Raw genomic sequence first — 23,560 nt, 5'->3', positions numbered from 1 at the left:
CCGATACCCTCAACCCAGCACTTTGGCGGTTATTGCTAATAATTTTTGCGGGTCAAAAGGCTTAACCATCCATCCCGTTGCACCAACCGCTTTTCCTTGGGCTTTCATATCTTCTCCCGCTTCAGTGGTTAGCATTATGATTGGGGTTCGCATATATGCGGACATCCCTCGCAAAGATTTAATTAAGGTTAAACCATCCATTCTCGGCATATTTTGGTCAGTCAAAATAAAATCAAATCGCTGGCTACTACACAAATCGAGAGCCTCTTGGCCATCTTTAGCCAAAGTGACTAGATAGTTTGCTGATTTCAGCGTGGCTTCAACCATCTGTCGAATGGCAGCAGAATCATCAACAATTAATATTTTTTTACTCATGCCCTATTCCATAACCACTTTAGTGATATTACCGGGAGAAATTAATTCATAGTGTTTACATAATTTTTTCACCAGTGATAAGCCTCGTCCAGAAAGTTCAGGATAATTTGAAATCGATTTATCAAAACCAGTAAATCCTTTGCCACTATCAGATACAGTGATCAACAGTTCATACCTGTCATTCCAAGTTATGCTCACTTTTACCCAATCATTTGAAGTAAGCCTATCTACGCAACCATCTCTTATACTATGGTACAATTCAAAGCCTTCAGGATCATTTTTTAGTCTAGAGTCTAATTTTAGTACACCATGGTCGATAGCATTACTAAATAACTCGGCCACTACCGTAAATACTCTTTGACAAAAATATGTCGCAAAACCAAATGCTGATAAAAACTGGTTGAGCATACCCAAGTAATCCGCACTTAGTAGCATAGGTCCTGATATCTTGATATCCCAATCAAACTCTCCATTCTTATTTGATAATAAATACCTAACATCTTGAGAACGATACCAGTCATGAAGACGCTGAAAATCAAGAGTGCAAACACTAATATCATCAATAATATGATTGTCAAGAGAATTATTATCAAAATTTTCTTTAAAAAAGTAAGGCAAGGAATCTAACTTTTCATGAAACAGAGCATTAAGTCGCTCCATACCAAACTGACAGTTATCAAATAATGGCTGTTCAATTAATCCATCGCTATATAGACATGCATATCCTTCGTGCGGCAAATCAATCTCAGCAATATCTGCAATAAATGTATTTGGCGGTAAAATTCCAAGCGCCATATTCGTTGACTTAAACACTTTATTTAGCCACGAATTATTATCTTGAGATTGATTATTATGTCTGAGGTGAAGAAAAACAGGCGGCATACCACCATTCCAAACATAAAGTTTATTACGAAATAAATCGGCTTCAAGAAGAATGCAGGCAACAAATCTATCATCTGGATTTTCGTAAAATAATTTTTCATTAAGCTCATAGATTAAGGTTACTAGTGAAAAGCACTTAGAAACCATAGCCTTAAATGTACTTGCCACTCGCATGATAGGCATGGCAGCACTAAGACCGTGACCTGTTGAATCAGCTAGCATAATGAATAAATTACCGTTAGGTGAGACACTATTTAACAAAATATCGCCACTAAAATTCGCACTTGCTTGAGAAAATGACTTTATAAAGTCAAATTGGCTATTATCAACATTCACTAAATGCTCAAAAATATGACGAGCCAGTTGCTCTTCTCTTGCTTTTTCATAGAGCATTTTTTCGAGTTCAACACTTTGCTGCTTAACTTTTTCTTGCAATCTGATACGTGTTAATAAAATTTCAGCTTTATACCAAAACAATTCCACATTAATAGGTTTAACAACAAAATCCAACACCCCCATTTTAAAGCAATCTAAAAATGCCTGAGGTTCTTTCTTATCAGTTACAACGACAACTGGAGTTTCCTTATTCAATTGACGAAGATTTTCTAGTAATGTTAACGCTGTGCCATCGGACTGAAAAAAATTCACTAAAATCAAATCAATTCTATTGATAGCTATTTCAAAAAAAGCATCCTCAAGATTATCACAGATAATCACGTTATAACCTTTGCCATGAATAAAATCACTGATAGACTGACTCACAACAGCATCATTATCGACAACTAATACAAAGTGATTAATTACTGAGTGTTCTGACATAGCTAGATTACTCGATGATATAAATTTTCTGCATGTTGGCGACGGTTAATATCTCCTCAGCTTGACCATGAGCTCCTTTTACTGATGTCGACATGCCCTTTTCTTGAGCTTTTCGATATAGCAGTACCATCATGCCTAACGCTGAACTATCAAGATATAACACTCGGCTAAAATCCAAAATAATATGATTAACGTCCTTAAGAGTTAAGATTTGTTGATAGTCTCGTGTAAAATTTTTGTGGTAATAAAAGTCAAATCGCTCTGGCAAGATAATGGTCTGAATGTTTGACATAATATAATATCCATTTAAAAGAGTTCGATTTCGCCACTCGTTATTTCATTCCTTGATACGGGATTATGTTTTTCATTTCTGTGCCGACTCATTTTTTCAGTCACGTCTTCACCGGTAATTCCAAACTCCTCATAAGACATAGCTGTGACTTGTTTGAGCGATTCTTTTAAATGATGTAACGCTTGATTGGTGTGTGACAAACTTTGAGAGGTTATATCACTAAATTGTAATCCCCTTATCGTATCTGAAATTGCCGTTTCAAGTTCATGCGCCGATGAATCAATGCGCGCAATGACCTTAGAATCCTTTTCCGCCTTTACGATAATTTGTTTGAGTGCTGTATCAATATCTTTTTTTGCATCAATAATATAACTCATATCCTGTGCGGCAACTTTACTTACATGCTGGGTGAGTTGTTCAATCTGATTCTGAATAGATCTCAGTTGTTTTTGAATACTGTCACTAAATCCAGAACTGCGGTTAGACAATGCACGCACTTCATCCGCCACGACCGCAAAGCCTCTGCCCGCTTCCCCCGCACGCGCCGCCTCAATCGCGGCATTTAAAGCGAGTAAGTTTGTTTGAGAAGATATTTGATCGATATCCTGTAAGGCCTTCATCGCCTGCGGCATGGATTCGTAAATAAGGTTAACTTTCTCAAGCAATTCCATTGTTGAGGCAGACATTTCGATGGTGGATTGAATGAAGCGTTCTAACGTTTGCGACGTATTATTCGCAAATTGTTTCATCTGCTCGGAGTGAAATATCTCAGCATCATCAGTACTTTTTACTAGATCAGAGATAAATCCCGTTTGCTCAGTCATCAGCCGGCCTAAGCCATCAAAAGAATCTCCGAGTAAATTAACCGCATCTTCCTGAACCCGCAGGACATTATGGATATTATTTTCACATTCACTAACAGTCGCAATCGCCTCTTGGTATAAGCGTTGGTGCGTTTGCCAACCAAGAGCGACGCCATCCCGTTGTTTTACTTGAGAGGTGCTAGACATCACCGAAGATTGCTGCTGACGGTAAAATTGCCAACATAGCATCACGGCAACCGCCAACACCGGACTGAGGAGCCAAAGGGTAATAGACCCCACCAAGTAACCTATTGCTATTGCAAAGACTGCGATGATGCCATCCATGTATCTCATAAACACTTCACAATAATTTATCCGTGTGTAAAAAGTAGTTTGAGATTCAGGGGTTTTCAAACAAATACGGAAAAATTTTACTTTGTTGAGGGCGTGTTGACATTTCTTGATTAGATTATCTTCGCTCTGGCAAGCTTATTCTCTCGTAACACGTCGACTCAGATGACGAGAGGCAAGGAGTAGACGTTTGCCATCTGCTGCCTTGTAGCATTTGGTCACCAAAATCTCCGCAAAGCCCACAGGGTTTCGCTTCTGTAGTCAGAGATCTCGCTGTTACTAAAAATGTTTCATTAAAGATAAAAATATGATGTTTACCGCATTTAACTTAATGATTTACTAATAAACTTACCACGCAATACCTGAATCAAAACTGTGCAGCCCCACGTGCGTAGGTTACACTGGCAGCGTCTTCGTCTGGGATGGGATCATTTATGAGTCAACGTACACTACATTCCTTATTTAAACCCACATCCGTTGCCATCATTGGCGCCTCTAATAGCGAGAAACGTGCTGGAAATGTGCTGATGAAAAACCTGCTATCCAGCGGGTTTTCTGGGCCCATCATGCCCGTTACGCCCAAATATCGCGCGGTTATGGGCGTGCTTGCCTATCCCAACATTGAAGCCTTACCGATAAAACCCGACCTCGCGGTGATTTGTACTCGTGCTAGCCGTGTACCCGCGATTGTCGAAACTCTCGCGCAATTTGGCTGTAAAGTGGCAATTATTATGGCTTCTGGGATGGCGCAGGAGGTCAACGATGATGGTGTAAGCTTACTCGACCTAGCCATGCAACATGCCAAACGTTATGGCATGCGAATCCTTGGTCCTAATAGTTTAGGGATGCTTTTACCGCCCTTAGGACTCAATGCTAGCCTTGCCCATGCGGGTGCCTTACCCGGCAAAATTGCGTTTGTATCCCAATCAGCGGCAATATGCACCACAGTGCTCGATTGGGCAAATAACAAAGGGATTGGCTTTTCGTCTTTTATTTCCCTTGGCGATGCCACTGATATTAACTTCGATGAGTTGCTCGATTATCTCGGCCGCGATAGCCGCACCAGTGCCATTATGCTGTATATCGATTCAGTTAATGAGAAGCGCCATTTTCTCTCTGCTGCCCGAGCAGCATCGCGTAATAAACCGATTTTAGTGATTAAATCGGGCCGCAGCACCGAAGGCGTACGTGCCGCGAAACAACATACGGGCGGTATCGGTGGTAATGATGCTGTGTATGAAGCCGCCTTTAGGCGCGCGGGGATGCTGAGGGTAAATGATTTAATAGAACTTTTTGCGGCGGTTGAAAGCCTTGCCCACTCCAATCCACTGCAGGGAGAGCGATTAGGTATTATCAGTAATGGCGGCGGGCCCGCGGTATTAGCCGTCGATGAACTGATCCTCCGCGGCGGGAAATTAGCAGAATTATCCCCAGAAACGCTTGCTAAGCTTGACGCAGTACTGCCCTCGACGTGGTCGAAACAAAATCCGGTGGATATTATCGGTGATGCGAATGCTAGCCGCTATGCCAATGCGCTCTCCATCCTAATGGATAGTGAGGAATTAGATGCCATTTTAGTATTGCATTCGCCCTCAGCCCTTGGTGAAAGTGTCGAGATTGCCGATGCCTTAATTAAAGTTATCCACGCACATCCGAAGAAAAACCGTTTAAATATCCTCACCAACTGGAGCGGTGAAGACTCGGCCTATCAAGCCCGCAAACGCTTTACCAAGGGCGGCATCTCCACCTATCGCACCCCAGAAGGTGCAGTAGGCGCATTTATGCATATGGTGGAATATCGTCGCAACCAAAAACTGCTACAGGAAGTGCCGCAGTCGATCCCCGACAATATTCCGACCGATAGCCAAACAGCGCGAAAATTGCTGCAAGCGGCGCAGGCCAAGGGTAAAGCGGTACTCGAAACCCATGAAGCCAGCCCGATTTTGCGCGCCTATGGCCTCAATACTATCGACACTTGGTTTGTCAAAGATGCTGATGAGGCCGTCGCTATTGCCAATGAGGCGGGTTACCCCCTTGCGCTCAAGGTGCAATCACCCAATATTTTGCATAAATCCGATGTTCACGGGGTGATGCTTAATCTCACCTCTGAGGAAGACATTCGCCATGCCGCGAATGCCATTACCCAGCGGGTGCATCAGGCCAATCCGGACGCCATTATCGAAGGCATGATAGTACAAAAGATGGCACTGACTGCGGGCGCGCAGGAAATCCGTGTCGCCGTGATAAGCGATCCCGTCTTTGGCCCAGCCATCTGTTTAGGTGAAGGCGGCTCAGAATGGGATCCGACTCAGGATGCGGCGGTTGCTTTGCCTCCACTCAATATGGCGCTGGCCCGTTATATGGTCATCCAAGCCCTAAAAACCCATAAGTTAAAGGATAGGCATTTACCGCTGGGGCTGGATATGAACGCCCTATGCGTGATGCTGACGCAAATATCCCACATAATTATCGACTGTCCAGAGATTGCGGCGCTGGATCTCAACCCTGTACTGGCGGCGGGGGAAAACATTACCCTGCTCGATGTGAATATCCGTCTACACGATGCCAATACGGATAATCCCTCTCGACTTGCCATCATGCCCTATCCCAAAGAGTTAGAAGAATTTGCCGAGCTAAAAAATGGCCTCAGAGTGATGCTTCGCCCCATTCTTCCCGAGGATGAGCCTAAACATTTGGCCTTTGATAACTCCCTCTCCGATGAGGACAGATATAAACGCTATTTTGGCGTACGCTCGAAAATGACCCACGAGGAAATGGCGGTATTGACTCAAATCGATTATGCCCGCGAAATGGCCTTTATCGCTACGGCCAAAGGGCCGGACGGTGATGACATTACCTTAGGCGCGGTAAGGGCCTCCATCGACCCCGATAATACCGAGGCAGAATTTGCTATGGCGGTACGGGGGGATCACCAAGGCATTGGGCTAGGTAAACTGCTGCTTGAAAAATTGATTAAATACTATCAAGCCAATGACACCCCTGTGCTTACAGGCTTTACCATGTTTGAAAACCGCAATATGGCAAGTCTTGCTAAAAGCCTAGGCTTTAAGGTGACCTTCGATATGGAAGAACATCTAATCAAAATGCATATGGACCTCAAAAGTAACAGCCCTGTCAATACATGATATACCTAGGGTATGTTGACGTTTTAGGGTTATTTTTGCAGCAATTTGGCGGGCGTTTATGCAAGGCAAAGTCCGTGTAGTTATTCTACATAAACGGACGATAATGCGGCAGAAACGCCCGCAAAATGCTGCCCCAAGGGTTCGACTTACTTCCTGCCATAAGAGCCGCTCGTCATTTGAGTAGAATAACGACACAGCATTCCTCGTTTCGCGAGCACGTGCAGCCGGGACGAGCAACATTTAATCTTGAAACGTCAACACGCCCTAATGTCTTACAAATAATAAGTGCCGCTTATGCGGCACTTATTATTTGTGATGATCGCAGGTGACTCACATTATTGGTCCTGCCAAATCATTACCTGTGCGGGTTCACCATTGGTGCGGGTTGCACGGTACATCCCCTCGGTATTAAAGGGGGTAGCAACATTGCCTCGATGATCAACCGCAATCACCCCACCAGAACCGCCCGCCGTGATAAGACGTTGATTAATCACTTCATCCGCCGCTTGAATAATGGATTTTTGCTGGTATTTCACCTTAGCGCAGATATCGCCCGCCACTTGGTAGCGAATAAAAAACTCACCGTGACCCGTTGCAGATACAGCACAAACACCGTTTTCCGCATAAGTGCCCGCACCAATCACTGGCGAATCCCCGATCCGGCCAAAGCGCTTAGCCGTCATGCCGCCGGTGGATGTCCCCGCCGCTAAGTTACCGTTTTTGTCTAAAGCGACTGCGCCAACGGTGCCAAATTTATAATCGAGATCTTTCATCTCAATACCTGCAATTTGCTCGGACTTTTCAGCCGCCTGCAATTTTTGTCTGGCATCGAGTAATTGCTGATAACGGGCATCGCTATCAAAATGGCTGTTAGGTACCAGCGTAAAACCTTGAGTCAAGGCAAACTCCTCAGCGCCAGCGCCCGAGAGCATCACATGCTCGGACTTATTCATCACCGCTATAGCTAAATCGATAGGATTAGCAATATGGCGTACACCTGCCACAGCACCAGCATTCATGGTTTTACCATCCATGATAGAGGCATCTAACTCATGACCACCATCATAGGTGTAAACCGAACCGACGCCGGCGTTAAACAATGGGCTGTTTTCCAATACATTGATGGCTGTTTGTACGGCAAGTATGCTATCGCCGCCCTGTTCTAATATTTTTGAGCCCTTATCAACGGCTTCTTTTAGTTTATCTTTATAGGCTTGTCGCAGTTCAGGCGTGAGATTAGCTTTAGAAATCGTGCCTGCGCCACCGTGGATCGCAATGGCAAAAGGTTTTTCATTTGCTTGGGTATTTTGTGACATAAAAAGTGCACTCGAGAGAATTAAACTAAAGGTGGCTAATTTTATTTTCATTATTTACATCCCCTTAAACAGTAACGTCCTTTGTAACCATTTCAATGACTAATTTCAATCATCTCCTTGCCTGTTAACGCTATTCTGGCGACAATGAAGTCACATCACAGGGACTATAAAGTGCAGCGATTCTTGCAAATTACCTCATTATCTTTTCGTCTTCATTTGCTACTGAGTCTAAGTTTAGTGGCATCAGCGACTATGGCCGCTGATAACTTTTTAACGCTTTCAGTCAATGGGGTCGACGAAGCCCTGAAACGTAATATTCTCGCCCACTTAGGTGTAATGCCTGACTCCGAAGTGCAGCGTCGAGCCTTCTTATTTAATGTGGAAGACAATGTTACCACCGCCCTCGAGTCTATGGGGTATTACCATGGAGAGTTGGAGGAACATTTAGTCGAGAAAGAGAAAGGTCCTTGGGAACTCAAGCTTACGATCAATGCAGGTGAACCGGTTAAAATTCAATGGGTCGATATTAATTTTTCAGGCGAAATGCTTGACGACCGAGCCTTCGACAAATGGCTTGCTGAGGTGAATATTAAGCCCGGTGATACGCTCAACCACGGCATATATTCGGATGTCAAATCTCAACTGGTGACGCTCGCCCTCGCGCGAGGCTATTTCGATGGCGAATTTACAGAATCACAGATTAACATCAACCGCGATTTAAACACAGCCCAAATCAGCCTGCATTTTAACTCTGGCGCACGTTACCATTTTGGCCAAGTCAGTTTTGAAGGTCACACCTTAGAGCCGGATATTCTCACCAAACTTATCCCCTTTAAGGAAGATGCGGCCTATTCGACTCGCAGAGTCAGCGCCCTTAACCGTCAATTGCTGGATACGGGTTATTTTTCCAATATTAAAGTGATCCCACAGCTCGATCAGGCAAAAGATAATCAACTGCCCGTCAAGGTAGAGTTGACCGATAAAGCCAGCCATTCCATCGAATTAGGCTTAGGTGGTGATATCGGCCAAAGCGCAGATAAGACCTTCGATCCTAGGGTGCGTGTTACTTGGCGAACCCCACAGATCAATAAATACGGCCATTCCCAAGAAACCAGTTTGGAGTGGTCGCCTGATAGGCCCAAATTTTTGACCACTTATACCATTCCACTGACTCATCCTTTGGACGACCAACTGAAGATCCGTTTAGGCTTACTGCGGGATAAATATGGGGTTACACAAGTTTACGAGCCTGAAAATCGTGATTTTCGCAACACAGGGCAGCTAGAAGCGACCAAGTATTTACTCGGTCTACTAAGACAGCAACGGCTGGAAAATCAATGGCTCATGAGCTATTCCCTCGATGCCATTCGTGAAGAATATACTCAGTCAGATATCGACTACAGCCCGAGTTTTTACCTAGCGGGGATTAACTTTTCTAAAACTACCCGTGGCGATAACACCCTCGATCCCAAATCCGGTTTTAGGCAAATATACAGCCTAGATTATGCCGATCCTTATCTAGGCTCAGAAACACGCCTTGCCCGCTTGCAGGCAAAATTTAAGTGGATTGACACCTTTTTTGATAACCACAGAATCGTGGCGCGTATGGATCTCGCCGCTAACCTTGCCAATGAAAATGAGTTAGCCTTGATCCCACCATCACTGCGTTACTTTGCAGGTGGTGACCAAACCATTCGCGGCTATGGCTACCAAGAGTTAGGCCCTTATCTGGACTATATCGATGCCGATGGCAAGGTCAATCGGGAGGTTATCGGTGGTCGTTACTTAATGGTTGGTAGTTTGGAATATCAATATTACGTTACACCAACATGGCGAGTTGCAACCTTTGTCGATGCGGGTAACGCTTTTGATAACAATCAGTTTGAGCCCGTTATCGCCGTAGGCGGTGGTATCCATTGGATATCCCCCATTGGCCCAATTAAGTTGGATTTAGGGGTAGGTTTGAAAGAGACAGACACTATCGACCGCTCATGGCGTATTCACTTAACCATGGGGACAGAATTATGAGTCAGCCCCCAATTCATGAGCCCAATACATCCGCTCAACATGAAAATCAAACGCATGAGCCACAAACTGTGGAACAAAACCCAACTTGTGTTCCGCCTAAAACCCTAAAGCTGCGCCTATGGCAAATATTTAAACTCTGTACGCGCATTATTGTTTACGTCCCCTTAACTTTCTTGGTGATGATGGCATTACTGCTGGGGACTGAAATTGGCTCACGGGTCAGTGTCGGCTTAGCCGATAAATTTGTGCCCGATCTGGCGCTCACCTACACCTCTGGCTCCTTAAATAAGGATCTCACCTTAGCCCACGCCAGTTGGTCAATGGAAGGGATTAACGTTGAGCTCAAGAATTTACATTTGGCGTGGCAACCCACTTGTTTGCTACAAAAACAACTGTGTGTGAATGCTTTAACGGCGAGCCAAATCGATGTCAATATCGATACCGAGGCCTTAAGCTCAGGTTCCACTGAAGCCGACGTTACCCCCGAAAATGATGAGCCGAGTGAACTGGTTCTGCCCTTTGGGATAAAGCTCGACAGCGCTGAACTGAACAACATCAATATTGCGGTCGATAAGATGCGCTTTTCGGCCAATCATATTCAGACCGCCGCTACTTGGTTTGCCGAAGGACTGACAGTCGAGCAGCTTAGCAGTGAAGGCTTGGCTGTGTTAATTCCTACCGAAGACAGCCCTGTTCTAGACACACAGGCCACAGATCCTCAAGGCGCAAGTATTCAAGTCACAGATACTCAAATCACAGGCACACAAGTCACTGACACCAAGGCAGCCGAGACAGCTGCAACTGCAGCGGCGATAGCAAGTGCTAAAGCTTCAGCGGATAAGCCCATTGCTAATAAGGGAGCTACGGCGCAAACGCCAGCGAATACTCAGGCTGAAAAGCAAATTGATAAAAACGCCGATAAGCAAACATCGACAGAGGAATGGGCACTTGCCCATTTACCGCAGGTGTTTATGCCTTTTCCGGTGGATGTAAAACAACTTAGCTTAGACAACAGCCGTTTGCAGATTGGGCCACGCGAAGATCTGTTTAGCCATATTGAGCTTCAGGGGCAATTTGCCAAGTATCAGTTAACCCTTGATAAACTGAAACTTGGCCACAGTTATGGAGATCTTTCTGTGGTGGGCCAACTCGCCCTCGAACAGGACTATCCCCTCGCGCTTGAGGTTAAGGCCAATGTGACTCAGGTTGCCGAGTTGCCGGAGCTGACACATCAGCAATTAAGCCTCACGCTTAGCCAAAGTGTCGGACAACTCGGTATTCAAGCCCTTGCAAAAGGAGATGTCGATTTTAGTCTCAATGGGCAATTGACCCTGAAAGATCCCACGCTTCCCTACAAGGTCAAACTGGAGAAAGCCCGCGCACAGTGGCCACTGCAACATGCCGAGTATCTCGTCAGCGATCTTAACCTCGACAGCCAAGGCTCCCTTACTCAACAAGCCGCGACGCTCAAAGGAAATGTCACCACACCTTTCCATAAAATGTTAGCCATTAGCGGTGAACTCCATCATCAAGATGCGAAACTCGATATTAAGCAGTTTAATGCTAAGGGCGAGCTAGGTTCGATCGATGTGACCGGTGAACTAGATTACGCTACGGCGATCAATTGGAAAGCCAAGGTATTGCTCGATAACCTGAAATTACAGGAAATCACCCTGCCAGAAACGGCAAAGACGCCAGAATCAACGCCAAATAAGGACACGAAAACACCGAGCACAAATACCGATAAGGCGATGCCTGCAACTGCAAGCAGCAGCCTGCCAAACAGTTTAATCTCTGGACAATTACAGACCACGGGACGTTTGTTAGATAAACAGTGGCAAGTTGCTCTAACGGACACTCAACTGTCGGGCTCCTTGCAGGGATATCCATTTGATATCACCGCCGATGTCAGTATCAACGATAAACTGTATATCAGCGCCAAAGGGGTCAATGCCAAGGTACTGGGTTCCACCTTAACTTTAGCGGGAGAAACCAACAAAACCTGGAACATTGAGGGTAAGCTGCAAGTCCCCGATTTTGGTTTATGGCTGCCCCAAGCCAGCGGCCAATTGCAGGCCGATATCAATGTCACTGGGGATGAAAAACATCCACAGCTTGAGTTAACCGCGCAACTGGTCGATCTGGTGCACCAAAATATTAAGCTGAGGGAATCCACGCTCAAAGCCTACTATAAGCCTTTGGATGCACACGAATTTGCCCTATCGCTCAAGTCTAAGGCGCTACAACTCGGTTCACAGAATCTAGATACCGTCACCTTTGGCAGTAAAGGCGATATTCAAAACCAAAAACTGACCCTAAGTGCCACTGGGGATTTGGGGCTCGAGCTTGGCGTGACCAGTCAATACGATATGAAAAAATCTCGACTACAAGCTCAAGTGAATAAAATTAACTTGGCAACTCCTGTTGGTCGCTGGGAAATAGATAAAGATATCCTTGTTGCATGGGATCAAAATACAACCAAAGGCAATGTCAGCCCCTTCTGTCTAGTCAACCCTAACAGTAAGATTTGTTTAGATAATCAAATCTCGCTAGGTAAAAAAGGCGAGGTGCAACTAAGTTATGCTGGTAATCTTGGTAAACTTTTAGCCCCAGTATTACCAAGCAATATGGATTGGGATGGTCGCTCTTCGCTATTGGCAAACTTTGCTTGGACCGCAGGGCAAAAACCCACGGCGAATATCGATTTTAACTTCGATCCCGGTAGCATCAAACTCAAACGCGCCAAAAATCGCGAAGTCACCATTAAATATCAGCAACTTGCTTTAAAAGCTAACTTAGATGCCAAACGACTAATGTCGTCTATCAATTTTGAGTCACAGGACGTGGCAAGCTGGCAAAGTGAACTCACTGTTAACGTGACGCCTGACCGCGCGTTGTCGGGTTATGCCAATATCAAACAAATTAACCTTCAACCTCTTGGCGAATTTTTCCCACAGCTCAATACCCTAGAAGGCTTACTGACTGGCAAATTAAACTTTGCTGGAACCCTAGATGCCCCCGAAGTATCGGGTAATGTTTCGCTCACTCAAGGAGCTCTTGCACTGACAGCGAACCCTACCCTTATCAATAAAATTGATCTGTCGATGGATCTTGGCGGTCAGCAGGCATCCCTTAAAGGTCGCTGGATGATGGGCAATGGTTTAGGCCGAATTACGGGACAAATGCGTTGGCCTCAAGGGCTGTTTAGCGGAGAACTTGCCGTCAAAGGCGATAAACTAGCGGTGATCCAACCACCACTCGCACTCTTAGATGTATCGCCCGATCTCACGATTGCCTTTAGCAGCCAACAACTTGAAGTCAAAGGGGTAGTCGATGTTCCCTCGGGTAATATTAAGATAGTGCAACTAGCTGAGGGTGGTGTAGCCTTGTCAGAGGATGTCGTTTTCAATGACTCTATTGCCGCCGCGCAACCTAAAGCCAGCCCCTATGCCATTGTGGCCGACCTGAATATTAACGTTGGCAACGATCTTAAAATCGATGGTATGGGCCTCAAAGGTAAGCTACAGGGAACCTTAAAACTTCAGCAACAGGCGTTTCGCCCCCCCCTGTTATTTGGAGATATTAAGGTCAAACAAGGCAACTATAAGTTTATGGGGCAAACGCTGAAAATCCGTACGGGTGAAGTGCAATTTGTAGGCCCACCTTCTGTCCCTAATTTAAATATTGAAGCAATTCGGGAAATTAAGAGCGAAGATCTGGTCGCGGGAGTGCGCGTCACTGGTACTCCCACTCGGCCGGTGGTCACCCTTTTCTCTAATCCGGCCAAGGAACAAGCCGAAATTCTGTCTTATATTATTAAAGGCAGCGGGTTCAACAGTACCAATAATGAGCAGAACAACTCCTTGATGATGGGAGCTGCGCTGGGACTCAGTGCTCAGGTTGGTGGCGGTGGCGCTATTAATAATATTGGAAATACAGCAGCGGGCATTATCGAAGAATTTGGTTTCTCTAACGTGCAACTCGATACTAATGATGAGGGCCGTGTTGCCATCAGTGGTTTTATCGGTGATAACCTTATGGTCAAATATGGTGTTGGCGTATTCAATCCTGGATATGAGATGACTGTCAGATATTACCTGTTATCCCAACTCTATCTTGAAACCGTATCCGGTACCTTAGGGCAATCCCTCGATATCTATTACAATTTCAATATCAAGTAGTGCTTGGCTAGCACGCAGACACAATAGTGAGCTACATGCCGATAATGAGCCTGACGCTGTGCACAGGCAAAATGATTAAACACCTGCAATTGTTTGATGGTTAAAGTCACTTAACTTACAAGCATCAGAGTTTGATGAGTGAAAAGCAGCCACAAAAAAAGCGCCATATAGGCGCTTTTTGCTTCAATTACGCAATTAAGCGTAAACGAAGTCAACGTGTTCAATGATTGGCTTGAACGCGTGGCGTTGCATAGCTTGTGCACGAACGCCTACTTCTTTGCCATCTAATACGATAGTCACTACAGAAGTATAGAAGTCAGCGTTAGCTTGAATGTTGATGATATCTTTGTGATCAAAAACAATAGAAACTGGCTCTTTGCCTGCGCCATAAATAACGGCAGGAACTTTACCTGCATGACGTAGGCGGCGGCTCGAACCTTTCCCTATTTCAGTGCGGGTTTGTGCTGGGATAGTGTAAGACATGTGTTTCTCACTTAAATTTAGAGTAAAAAATATCACCATTCTCGACCAATGGTGACTCATATAAAGCGCGCGCATACTAACACAGTTACTCAGCAGGTACAAGAACAGCCAGACTCTGAATGCAATGGGGTAATAATGGGATATCGTTATCAATTAACAAGAGTATTTATTGAATTGGGAAACTTGTTCTAGCGCTGTTACATAGGCGAAACACCTTTGATCTGAATCGAAAAACACGCGATCTTGATCACACTTAAGCCATTCGATGCCTGTTAAGCTCGAGCAAATTTTGCCACTTCAGCCTTGTAAAACATGTGTCACGAGCTGTATTTATTGCAACAAGAAAATCGACTCTCCTGCCAATTAGCCCGTGAACTGGTCTCACTCATTAAAACTGTCCCCTATCAGCAGACCACGATAGAGTTAAAATTGCTGGAACTACTCGCCTGCACACAACAAAAAAACCGCAGTTTACTCATGCTAATGCAGATCTGTGAATCACCGGCAGTTGAGAGCCAAAGACTAAGACAATTTAAGTTTTCACAAAGTCTGAATAAGCAAGTTAGTGATTGGCAGCAACACCGTGAGATGAATAAACTGGGACAAGTTTTTTTGCCGCTACTCGAGTATTACTTACAGGACATCCAAACACTAGAGCTGCAATTTTATCAGCAGCTCTCATTAAACACTGAGCAAAAGATACAAACTACCAATGCCGCACAGGACCGCAGTCAACGTGCACAAAACCAGACTTAGGATAATAGCCTACGCCTCCTAGCTTAAGTGATAAAGCCGCATCTCTGATTGTCTTTAATTTGACCCCAGGGATCGCAATATCCATTGCCATGCCTTGCATATGGTAACTTTTTTTAGCTACACCACCACTTTTACCTGCCAACATCGCATTGGTTTTTGGTGAGCGGTAACCAGAAATCACATGGATTTCATTATCAGTATTTAACGTCGTCTTAAGCGTATAAAGCAGATCAAATAAGCGTTTATCCATCGGTGCTGTTACATTTTGACGGTGATCTCGCAGCAAGTGGCTAAAATCGGCCAACACTTCACTCTGATAATGGCCATCGACCCAATAGCTACCATTGTTATATTCACCCGTATGGCGATTATACAGGCTAAGCTCACGCACACCTTTGGTTGAACGGCTCGCTATCGCTTTGGAAGGAATTAAGGAACACAATGCCACACCACTGAGGCCTAACAACAACTGCCTACGGGCAGGACAAAGTAAGGTCACATCATCACCTTCTGTTCGTTTTTTGGACACTGAGAACGCAAATTATCGTGAATTGCCATCCAGATCAAGTCTTGATCGACATGCAAACAATCAGATTAAAAAATCCTTCAAAAGTTCAATCAATTAGAGCATGTTAAAAATCGTTGCCGAAACCACATAACTCAGCTCACTCTCCTGCTGGTAAATGTCATTCCGATATTGCACTTCCCCAGCGTCATCAAGCCATACCGTCCAATAGACAATAAATATGGGCAACTTATCAGACAAGGAAAACCATTGGGATTGGGTGATATCTGAACTTAATTTATCCCAAAGGCGCTGATCATTGACTAAATGGGTCTTAAACCAGCGTGCTAATTCTTCAACCTTCTCGACCCGAATACAGCCCGATGATAAAGCTCTGTTAGCCTTTTTAAAGAGACTTGGCTCAGAAGTTCCATGCAAATACACACTAAAACTATTGTCGAAATGAAATTTATAGCGGCCTAAGGCATTTTTGGGTCCTGGTCGTTGCACCAACTGATAAGGAAAATGCGATGAAGCGAGTGCTTGCCATTGTTCTGCAGAATGCTCGGCGCGCTTACCATCATAATCGTAAGCATCAAATTCTCGTTCAGTAAGATAATGCCCATCATGGCGAATATGCGGCAGGATATCACGTTGAATAATCGTGCGTGGCACTCGCCATTCAGGGTTCATCACAACACTGGAAATTTGACTTTTTAATAAAGGCGTTGGCCGCGATGCTTTACCGACAATCACTTTAGACTGTAAAGTCACCTTCCCTTCTTCAACTAACTGGAGCTCAAATGCTGGAATATTAACCAGTAGGTAGCGTGCTGGTAACTGTGGTGTCAATATCCACTGTCTCAGCATATTTTTCGCCAGTAACTTAGCCCGAGTATGGGGCGATTGGTTAAGCCAGAAAAGGGTTTGTTTCCCTATCACGCCATCAGCCTGTAAGCCGTGTTGCTGCTGGAATTTCTTAATGGCTATCACTAGTTCATCGCGATAAATCATCCCATTACTCACCTCTTCAGCAGATTCGATAGTGAGTTCATTTGGCAGAAAGCCTAATACAAAAAGTCGCTTTGCAATTGGCAAAATCAAAGGACTTTGCTGCCCGAGATTTAGTTTTTCTTCCTGTGTTAACGTATCCCATGAAGTCATGTTCTCTAACCTCATGAGCTGTTTAAGCGTAAAGAGCACGGCTCGGTAATGAGTGTCCTGTTGAGTAAATACCTTACTGATACAAGGTTCAACACATTCCGCTTGCTGATCGAGGTAATACCAATAGCGTTCCAGTTGTTGGTGCATCTTAAGCAGTTCGGCTTGTTCATCAGTACTCAAGGGCCGATGTTGCCATTGGCTGAGTTTTTGATAATTAGCTCGAAATACCGGACTGACATCGGCAAGATCAAGCAACAATGTCTGATCGAGTAGTTGTGTAATAGAAATGTCTAGCTCTGTAGAACCATGTGTTAGTTCGGTCGACTCAGCGGCTTGTGGTGCACTCGAAACGAATGTAAACACCATCAACAGCGCTTTTAAATACCATTGAAATGTGCAACACCCCAAGCGATAACACCACGCAAAACGAGTCACAGACACCATAGACATCTCCCTTTGACAACAGTAACTTAGGTAGGTTAAGAGATGGATAAATGCAATCAGTACAGCAAAAAATCAAATGCCTAATCTCAAACTGCACTTTGCGCTGAAAACAAGGAAAATGTACGCGCAAAAAACGAGCTTATAGCAAGTCAATTCAATCCAGTAAGTCGTGCAACGAATTGTTTGCGATACATTTATTATCCAGAGCGAGATTAGTATTAAGATCACTATAGCTGAAGCTGTTCGTAAAATGCAGCTCACTATCGACCTAAAACAAAAATGCCACTGATCATCAGTGGCATTTTTACTATTTAGCGTAATAGAAAGTAATTAACAGAAGGAGACCAGATCCTCTGGCACAAACTGTTCTGGTAGTTTTTGCAAACTCCGCAGCATTAGCGGATTAGCCAGCACTAAAGCCATTTCCTGGCGATTAAAGAGTGCTAAGGCACTTTGCTGACACTGTGCTTCATGTACTTTGACGTGCACAATGGCTTCAACTGGTTCAATCGGCGTTCCGGCGGCACGTAGTGGCTGTTTATCAACCATGGCTAAGTGAAGCTCCATCAGCGCAGGATCTTTCAGCAATTGAGCTAATGTCCAAGGCTGTTCAATATGCGCTTGGTAAGCCGCACGCGCTTCTTGTGCCCGAATACAAATAGGCGCAGGACTGCGTTCTTCTGGAGTGGCGAGGATCCCAATACGTTTGAAAAACTCCCCAATTTTAATCGAACCGGTCCAAGCCGAAATGGGCACCGCTAACCACAGACCAATCAAGGCGGGGCTCATCCACGCGAGCAATGTTAAGGAGTCCAAAATCGCAGCATAACCCAACATCACACCTGCAAGCATATGCCAACGGTGGCGATAAATCAGGGTTAACCAAGGCATGCTACCATCGTCGCGGCGCTGTGGAGACCAACCACTATCACGCCCCATCAGAATCGACATTACCGCACCGCAGTGGATGAACATCATGATTGGCGCGATCAATGCTGAGAGAATGACTTCAAATAACACACTGAGCATCGCTTTAATGCGCCCGCCTACGCTGCGGGCAAATTTGCCATCTTTTAACAGCAACAACACGCCAAAGATCTTCGGTCCAAATAACACCACCATAGTGATATAGAACAGTCTCAATGCCCTATCCGAGTCCATGATTGGCCACGTTGGGAATAATGAGAACTGATCGGTGAAGTACTCTGGACGAATAAAGTGGGCCTGCAAAGCGAGCATCAACCCCGTTAAAATCAATAACAACCAAAATGGCGAAGATAAATACGCCATAATACCCGTCATTAAGTGCAAGCGACTAACCCAATGCAATCCTTTAGTTGGCAGAATACGTGAGTGTTGCAAGTTACCCTGACACCAACGACGATCGCGTACCGCTAAGTCAACAATTGATGGAGGGCATTCCTCGTAGGAACCGGGTAAATCATATGCAATGACCACACTCCACCCCGCACGGCGGATCAATGCAGCTTCAACAAAGTCATGGCTTAGGATATGACCACCAAAAGGTGGCTTACCCTTAAGATTAGGTAAACCCGCAGCGCCCATAAAGGCTTCAGTCCGGATAATAGCGTTATGGCCCCAGAAGTTACCTTCTTTTTGCACCCACCAACCAAGACCAGTACCGATCACAGGACCATAAATGCGTGCAGCAAACTGCTGCAAACGCGCCATTAAGGTGGTGCCATTGATCAGTGATGGAATCGTTTGAATAAGACCCGCATCAGGATCAGCCTGCATCCGCTGCGCTAACCCCGTGATAGTGGATGACTCCATCAAACTGTCAGCGTCCAGGACCAGCAAGTGGTCATAACGCGAGCCCCAACGACGACAAAAGTCCGCTACGTTACCCGCTTTACGTGCGACGTTTTTACGGCGGCGACGATAATAAACACGAGAATGTTTATGGGTTTCTTGGCGAAGAACTAAAAACGCCTGTTCTTCTAACAGCGCAATTTCAGGATCGGTAGTATCACTTAAGATAAACCAATCAAACGCATGCCCATGACCCGTTTGCGATAATGCTTCAGCCATCACAGATACCGCTGAAAATACCCGGTCAGGAGATTCATTATAAGTAGGCATTAAAATCGCAGTGCGCGTGTGCAGCTCAGTTTGTGCAAGCTCGTTTGGTTTAGGCTTTTTCAATAGGAGGAAAAAGCCAGCAATACCACTACAAAACGCCAGTGCAATCCAGCAGAAGTTAATCGCAAATAACGCCAACATCAAATATTCGAGGGGAGTAATCCCTCCAATACTGAAAACTGCGCCCATTTCATAGATAGCAAAGGCCGATAGTAATAAGGCACCACCAACAACAAACACCCGACGGGAAACCCGTGAACGGACTCCATTTGCCACAGTGCTACGGCGTGGAAATCCTTCAGGCATTTGGGTTAAACTTTGGGGCTCCATAGCGCCTGGCCTTTCATTAGGCATAGCGCTACCACCCACGAGTACTTCAGTCTCAAGTACCGAATTCTCGGATACAGTCATATTATGTTGCTCCGTCATGGACCTTAAAGCGTCCAGCGATAGAGCCAGGTTTCAACCTGACGCGGTGTAGAGAACTTGAGTTCAGCACGCAATTCGATAAGGTCTTTATCTTCGGGCTCTAACTCAAACGCGAGGCGATAACCATTGTTTGCCGCATTACGCGCGATGACAACATTTGAAATTACTCCACCAGAAGATTCAACCTTCGCGAGTGGTAACTCATCAGGCATAGCGCCATTTAGATGATAATCAACGACAAACAAACGTCTAGGGGTCGCTTTAGCAATGTCAGCACGACCACTTGCAGTACGACTTACCACGACAGAATTGGTTTTCGCAACTGGTTCATCGCCCCAGCTCATGCGGTAAGCGAAGTGATATTCGCTACCAGCAGGAATAGGCTGACGCGGCTTCCAGAAGCTTACAATATTATCATGAATTTCTGATTCTGTTGGAATTTCTGTCAGAACAACCGCACCTTGTCCCCAGTTGCCCACAGGCTCAATCCATAAACTTGGACGACGCTCATACTGGGCTTCAAGATCCTGATAAGAGGCATAGTTACGTTCACGCTGTATAAGACCAAAGCCTTGTGGTGAGTTATCAGAAAACGCACTCACCTGCAATTGACGTGGATTTGCCAATGGACGCCATAGGTGCTCACCGCGGCCGTTGAACATCAATAAACCGTCTGAATCATGGACTTCAGGTCTAAAGTCATCGGTATCGTGGCGACCGTTTAATGAATGCAGGAACATGCTGGTGCTAGGTGCCAGTCCAACTTTATTTAATTCGACACGAGGGAATAAGGTCGCTTCAACGTCGATTTGGGTGTTATCACCTGGACGTACCGAGAATCGGTATGCACCTGCAACACTCGGGCTATCGAGCAACGCATGTACCACGATCAGATTACTGTCGTAGGATGGACGTTCTACCCAAAAAGCGCGGAAAATCGGAAACTCTTCACCTTCTGGATCAGCAGTTTTTAATGCTAAACCACGGGCAGATAAACCATAAGAGTTACCTTTACCTAAGGCGCGGAAATAACTCGCGCCTTGGAACACCATCAACTCGTCAAAAATACCGTTAGTGTTTAATTGGTTATGGATACGAAACCCTGAGTAGCCGATATCATCATTAGGTAATGCTTGAGAGATAACCTCACCCGCAGTGAAATACTTAGGCTCATAAGCTAAGTGGGTCGCTTGGTTTGCTTCAACGATGGCAATTTCAATTAAATCTTGAAAATAAAACCCACGGTGAAACATTTGCATTTGAAACGGTAAACCTTGATCGCGCCAAATTGACGATACTGGGTTAAAACGAATATCGCGGTATTCATCATAGGTTAACTTAGCAAGACCGGCAGGCAGTGGATCTTTTAACACGACATAGGGCTTAGAGGCCAATTTACGCGCCAATTTCACCACAGTTTCACCATCAAAGGTGCCTGTTTTGGTGAATCTTACTTGCGTTTTGTTTGCAGGCTGAGCAGTTGCCTTGGGTGGACTCACCACGGGCGTGGTAGGTTTATTCTCAACAGGCTTGGTCTCATCAGCAAATGCAGTGCCCGAAAAGGCGAACGCCGCGCTAAGCGCCAGTGAGCAAATGAGTGAAGAAGGTTTAAACGATTGGCAACGCAACAAGCTAACCATAGGATAGGTAACCTAAAAATAAACTAAGAAATCAACGTTTTTTATATGTACAGTGACATTTTTTTATTGCGGTTTGAGCGAAAAAAAACACCGACTGTTACACATCGCGAAAGATATCAGAAGGAGTAAAAAACTCATAAATAAAGATGCAGTTAACTCCCTTTGCACAATACTATTTAGCAATATACTTATACTTTTAAAGAATATCAAATTCGAATTAACATACCAAATTGATCTTTAAAAGTTACAAAGGCCAATAAAGTGCTGCCAAGTTCGCAGAATGAACATAAAATCAGTTAGTTTTACAAACTGGCCACCGACAATAATCTTAGGTGATAGTCGCTAATATGCGAGCCTAAGCATACAAAAAGTGATTCAGAGAGAGACTTCATTGACTTACACTCTTAACACTATCGAGGCAAAAATAGGCTGACGACTAAACCTGTCTCTTCACGGGGAGTGATGGTTAGTTGGCCTTGGTGTAAGCCAATAATATGCTGACAAATGGATAATCCCAATCCCGCACCTATACCTTCATTTTCATTGACACGGTAAAAACGCTCGGTGGCATTCGCAATTTGCTCACTTGTCATCCCTTGACCACGGTCGGCGATCTTTATTTCAACGCCTGTGGTGGTTTGCGCTGCACTAATGCTAATTTCAGATTCTACTGGGCTGTATTTACAAGCATTTTCGATAATATTCTTTAAAACCACCAGCATATAAAAACGGTCACACATAATGGATAATCCGGCATCCACGTCAATATTCCACTCATATTCAGTGATCAGGGGCATCAGTTGGTTGAGCGCATCCTCCACCATAGACAACAAGGTATGGGATTGCACATTCAACTCGGCAATCGAATCGACACGAGCGAGCAACAATAATTGTTCTACTGTATGGCTCATGTGCTTAACACCAGCATCAATCGCGGCAAGGTGGATATGCTGAGCAGGTTCATCTGCGACTAATCCCTCTAACCCCTGTTGATGTAACTTAATCACAGATAATGGCGTTTTTAACTCATGGGCGGCATCGGCACTGAAGCGGCGCTCTCTAGCAATGAAGTGCGCAATACTGCTGATATACTGATTGAGTGCCCGTCGAACTGGCACTAATTCCTTAGGCAATGACATAGCTAACGGAGTGAGATCGTTAGGTGAGCGTGCCATTAATTCCCGTTCAAGGGTTTTTAGCGGCCGAAATAGAATATAAAACAGTAAACTGACGATAAACAGGGTTAACGGTACCACAATTAATGGCACTATTACTGCGTTATGCATAATTTGCGAAACCAACTCTTGGCGCACTTCATCCTGCTGAGCCGTGATAATCCACACTTTATATTTAACAGAAAAAAAGCTGAACACATGCCACAGCTCCCCTTCGAATACTTTTTTACTATAGCCCTGCACAAATTTAGTGATCGGCTCGCGCCCAATATTGTCTGAAAAAACCAACGCCTGCCCCGCTTCACTCCAGATCTGAAACGCCAGTTTATGTTCATAGGCAAGCTTAAGTGCATCAGCCTTTTCAGCAAAGCTACTGACTTGACTGTCCGGAACGTGGAGAACTTGAGGTTGTGATTGGGGAAGCTTAAAATCGGCTTCTTCATGGTAGAACAACTCGAGCATTTTTGCGGTTTGCAACATTTGAGCATCAAATAATTCTTCAATTTGATGCTTCGCATCACGAGTGCTAAACCAGCTTGAAATCCCTACTGAAACCGAAATCCCCGAGAGCATTAGCAAGGTTAATAGCAAGCGTAAAGAGTACACATCCAGCACCTTGAGTCGATTCAACCCGTTATCCCCGTCGTTTGTATGAGTGTAACCTGTCT

At 44.9% G+C, this 23,560-nt stretch carries 15 protein-coding genes; 4 read left to right on the top strand and 11 right to left on the bottom strand.

Annotation, left to right across the window (positions count from 1 at the left end; genetic code table 11):
* Window positions 1-9 precede the first annotated feature (9 nt).
* From KXJ80_RS12350 to KXJ80_RS12335, 4 genes are read right to left on the bottom strand one after another with little or no spacing between them, the layout of a single operon-like run.
* Entirely contained in the window at window positions 10-375 is a 366-nt protein-coding gene (locus tag KXJ80_RS12350; RefSeq protein WP_037418002.1) for a response regulator, read from the bottom strand.
* A gap of 3 nt (window positions 376-378) precedes the next feature.
* Complete coding sequence (locus KXJ80_RS12345) at window positions 379-2,076, bottom strand: SpoIIE family protein phosphatase (RefSeq protein ID WP_218738553.1); 1,698 nt, start codon at window positions 2,074-2,076, stop codon at window positions 379-381.
* Between the two features lie 7 nt (window positions 2,077-2,083).
* Window positions 2,084-2,368: an STAS domain-containing protein gene (locus KXJ80_RS12340; RefSeq protein ID WP_099458170.1), complete on the bottom strand. Its 285-nt coding sequence runs from the start codon at window positions 2,366-2,368 to the stop codon at window positions 2,084-2,086.
* Between the two features lie 14 nt (window positions 2,369-2,382).
* Entirely contained in the window at window positions 2,383-3,525 is a 1,143-nt protein-coding gene (locus tag KXJ80_RS12335) for a methyl-accepting chemotaxis protein (RefSeq protein ID WP_218738554.1), read from the bottom strand.
* 431 nt (window positions 3,526-3,956) lie between these two features.
* On the opposite strand from KXJ80_RS12335, the gene KXJ80_RS12330 reads away from it, so the two are divergent.
* On the top strand, window positions 3,957-6,668 hold the full coding sequence (locus KXJ80_RS12330; RefSeq protein ID WP_218738555.1) for a bifunctional acetate--CoA ligase family protein/GNAT family N-acetyltransferase: 2,712 nt from the start codon (window positions 3,957-3,959) through the stop codon (window positions 6,666-6,668).
* A 335-nt stretch (window positions 6,669-7,003) separates the two neighbouring features.
* On the opposite strand, the gene KXJ80_RS12325 is transcribed toward KXJ80_RS12330, so the two are convergent.
* Window positions 7,004-8,035, bottom strand: a complete 1,032-nt coding sequence (locus tag KXJ80_RS12325; protein WP_037429111.1) for an isoaspartyl peptidase/L-asparaginase family protein — start codon at window positions 8,033-8,035, stop codon at window positions 7,004-7,006.
* Between the two features lie 120 nt (window positions 8,036-8,155).
* Here KXJ80_RS12325 and KXJ80_RS12320 point away from each other — a divergent pair, with 120 nt between their 5' ends.
* The gene (locus KXJ80_RS12320; protein ID WP_218738556.1) at window positions 8,156-10,012 is read left to right on the top strand and encodes an autotransporter assembly complex protein TamA; all 1,857 of its coding nucleotides are present in this window, start codon (window positions 8,156-8,158) and stop codon (window positions 10,010-10,012) included.
* Window positions 10,009-14,193, top strand: a complete 4,185-nt coding sequence (gene tamB, locus KXJ80_RS12315; RefSeq protein ID WP_218738557.1) for an autotransporter assembly complex protein TamB — start codon at window positions 10,009-10,011, stop codon at window positions 14,191-14,193. The genes KXJ80_RS12320 and tamB overlap by 4 nt, the downstream gene beginning before the upstream one ends.
* Before the next feature lie 195 nt (window positions 14,194-14,388).
* Here the strand turns inward: tamB and rplY are convergent, their stop codons facing one another.
* Complete coding sequence (gene rplY / locus KXJ80_RS12310) at window positions 14,389-14,676, bottom strand: 50S ribosomal protein L25 (RefSeq protein ID WP_037417983.1); 288 nt, start codon at window positions 14,674-14,676, stop codon at window positions 14,389-14,391.
* Window positions 14,677-14,988: 312 nt separating this feature from the next.
* Between rplY and KXJ80_RS12305 the strand changes: the two genes are divergently transcribed.
* Window positions 14,989-15,432 carry a hypothetical protein gene (locus KXJ80_RS12305; protein WP_037417982.1) on the top strand — a complete coding sequence of 148 codons (444 nt, stop codon included), beginning with the start codon at window positions 14,989-14,991 and terminating at the stop codon, window positions 15,430-15,432.
* On the opposite strand, the gene mepK is transcribed toward KXJ80_RS12305, so the two are convergent.
* From mepK to KXJ80_RS12280, 5 genes are all read right to left on the bottom strand, one after another.
* Complete coding sequence (gene mepK / locus KXJ80_RS12300; RefSeq protein WP_047540686.1) at window positions 15,383-15,931, bottom strand: peptidoglycan L,D-endopeptidase MepK; 549 nt, start codon at window positions 15,929-15,931, stop codon at window positions 15,383-15,385. The genes KXJ80_RS12305 and mepK overlap by 50 nt on opposite strands.
* 123 nt (window positions 15,932-16,054) lie before the next feature.
* The gene (locus KXJ80_RS12295; RefSeq protein ID WP_256931106.1) at window positions 16,055-17,545 is read right to left on the bottom strand and encodes a L,D-transpeptidase family protein; all 1,491 of its coding nucleotides are present in this window, start codon (window positions 17,543-17,545) and stop codon (window positions 16,055-16,057) included.
* Between the two features lie 330 nt (window positions 17,546-17,875).
* Entirely contained in the window at window positions 17,876-20,059 is a 2,184-nt protein-coding gene (gene mdoH / locus KXJ80_RS12290; protein ID WP_037417976.1) for a glucans biosynthesis glucosyltransferase MdoH, read from the bottom strand.
* 23 nt (window positions 20,060-20,082) lie between these two features.
* Window positions 20,083-21,717: a glucan biosynthesis protein G gene (locus KXJ80_RS12285; RefSeq protein WP_037417971.1), complete on the bottom strand. Its 1,635-nt coding sequence runs from the start codon at window positions 21,715-21,717 to the stop codon at window positions 20,083-20,085.
* 410 nt (window positions 21,718-22,127) lie between these two features.
* A complete protein-coding gene (locus KXJ80_RS12280; RefSeq protein ID WP_088585664.1) occupies window positions 22,128-23,522 on the bottom strand; it encodes an ATP-binding protein in 1,395 nt (464 codons plus the stop codon).
* Window positions 23,523-23,560: the final 38 nt, after the last annotated feature.

The organism is Shewanella xiamenensis, from assembly GCF_024971755.1.
In the GTDB taxonomy this organism is placed as follows: Bacteria; Pseudomonadota; Gammaproteobacteria; order Enterobacterales; family Shewanellaceae; genus Shewanella; species Shewanella xiamenensis.
This window is presented reverse-complemented; position numbering and strand designations above follow the sequence as displayed.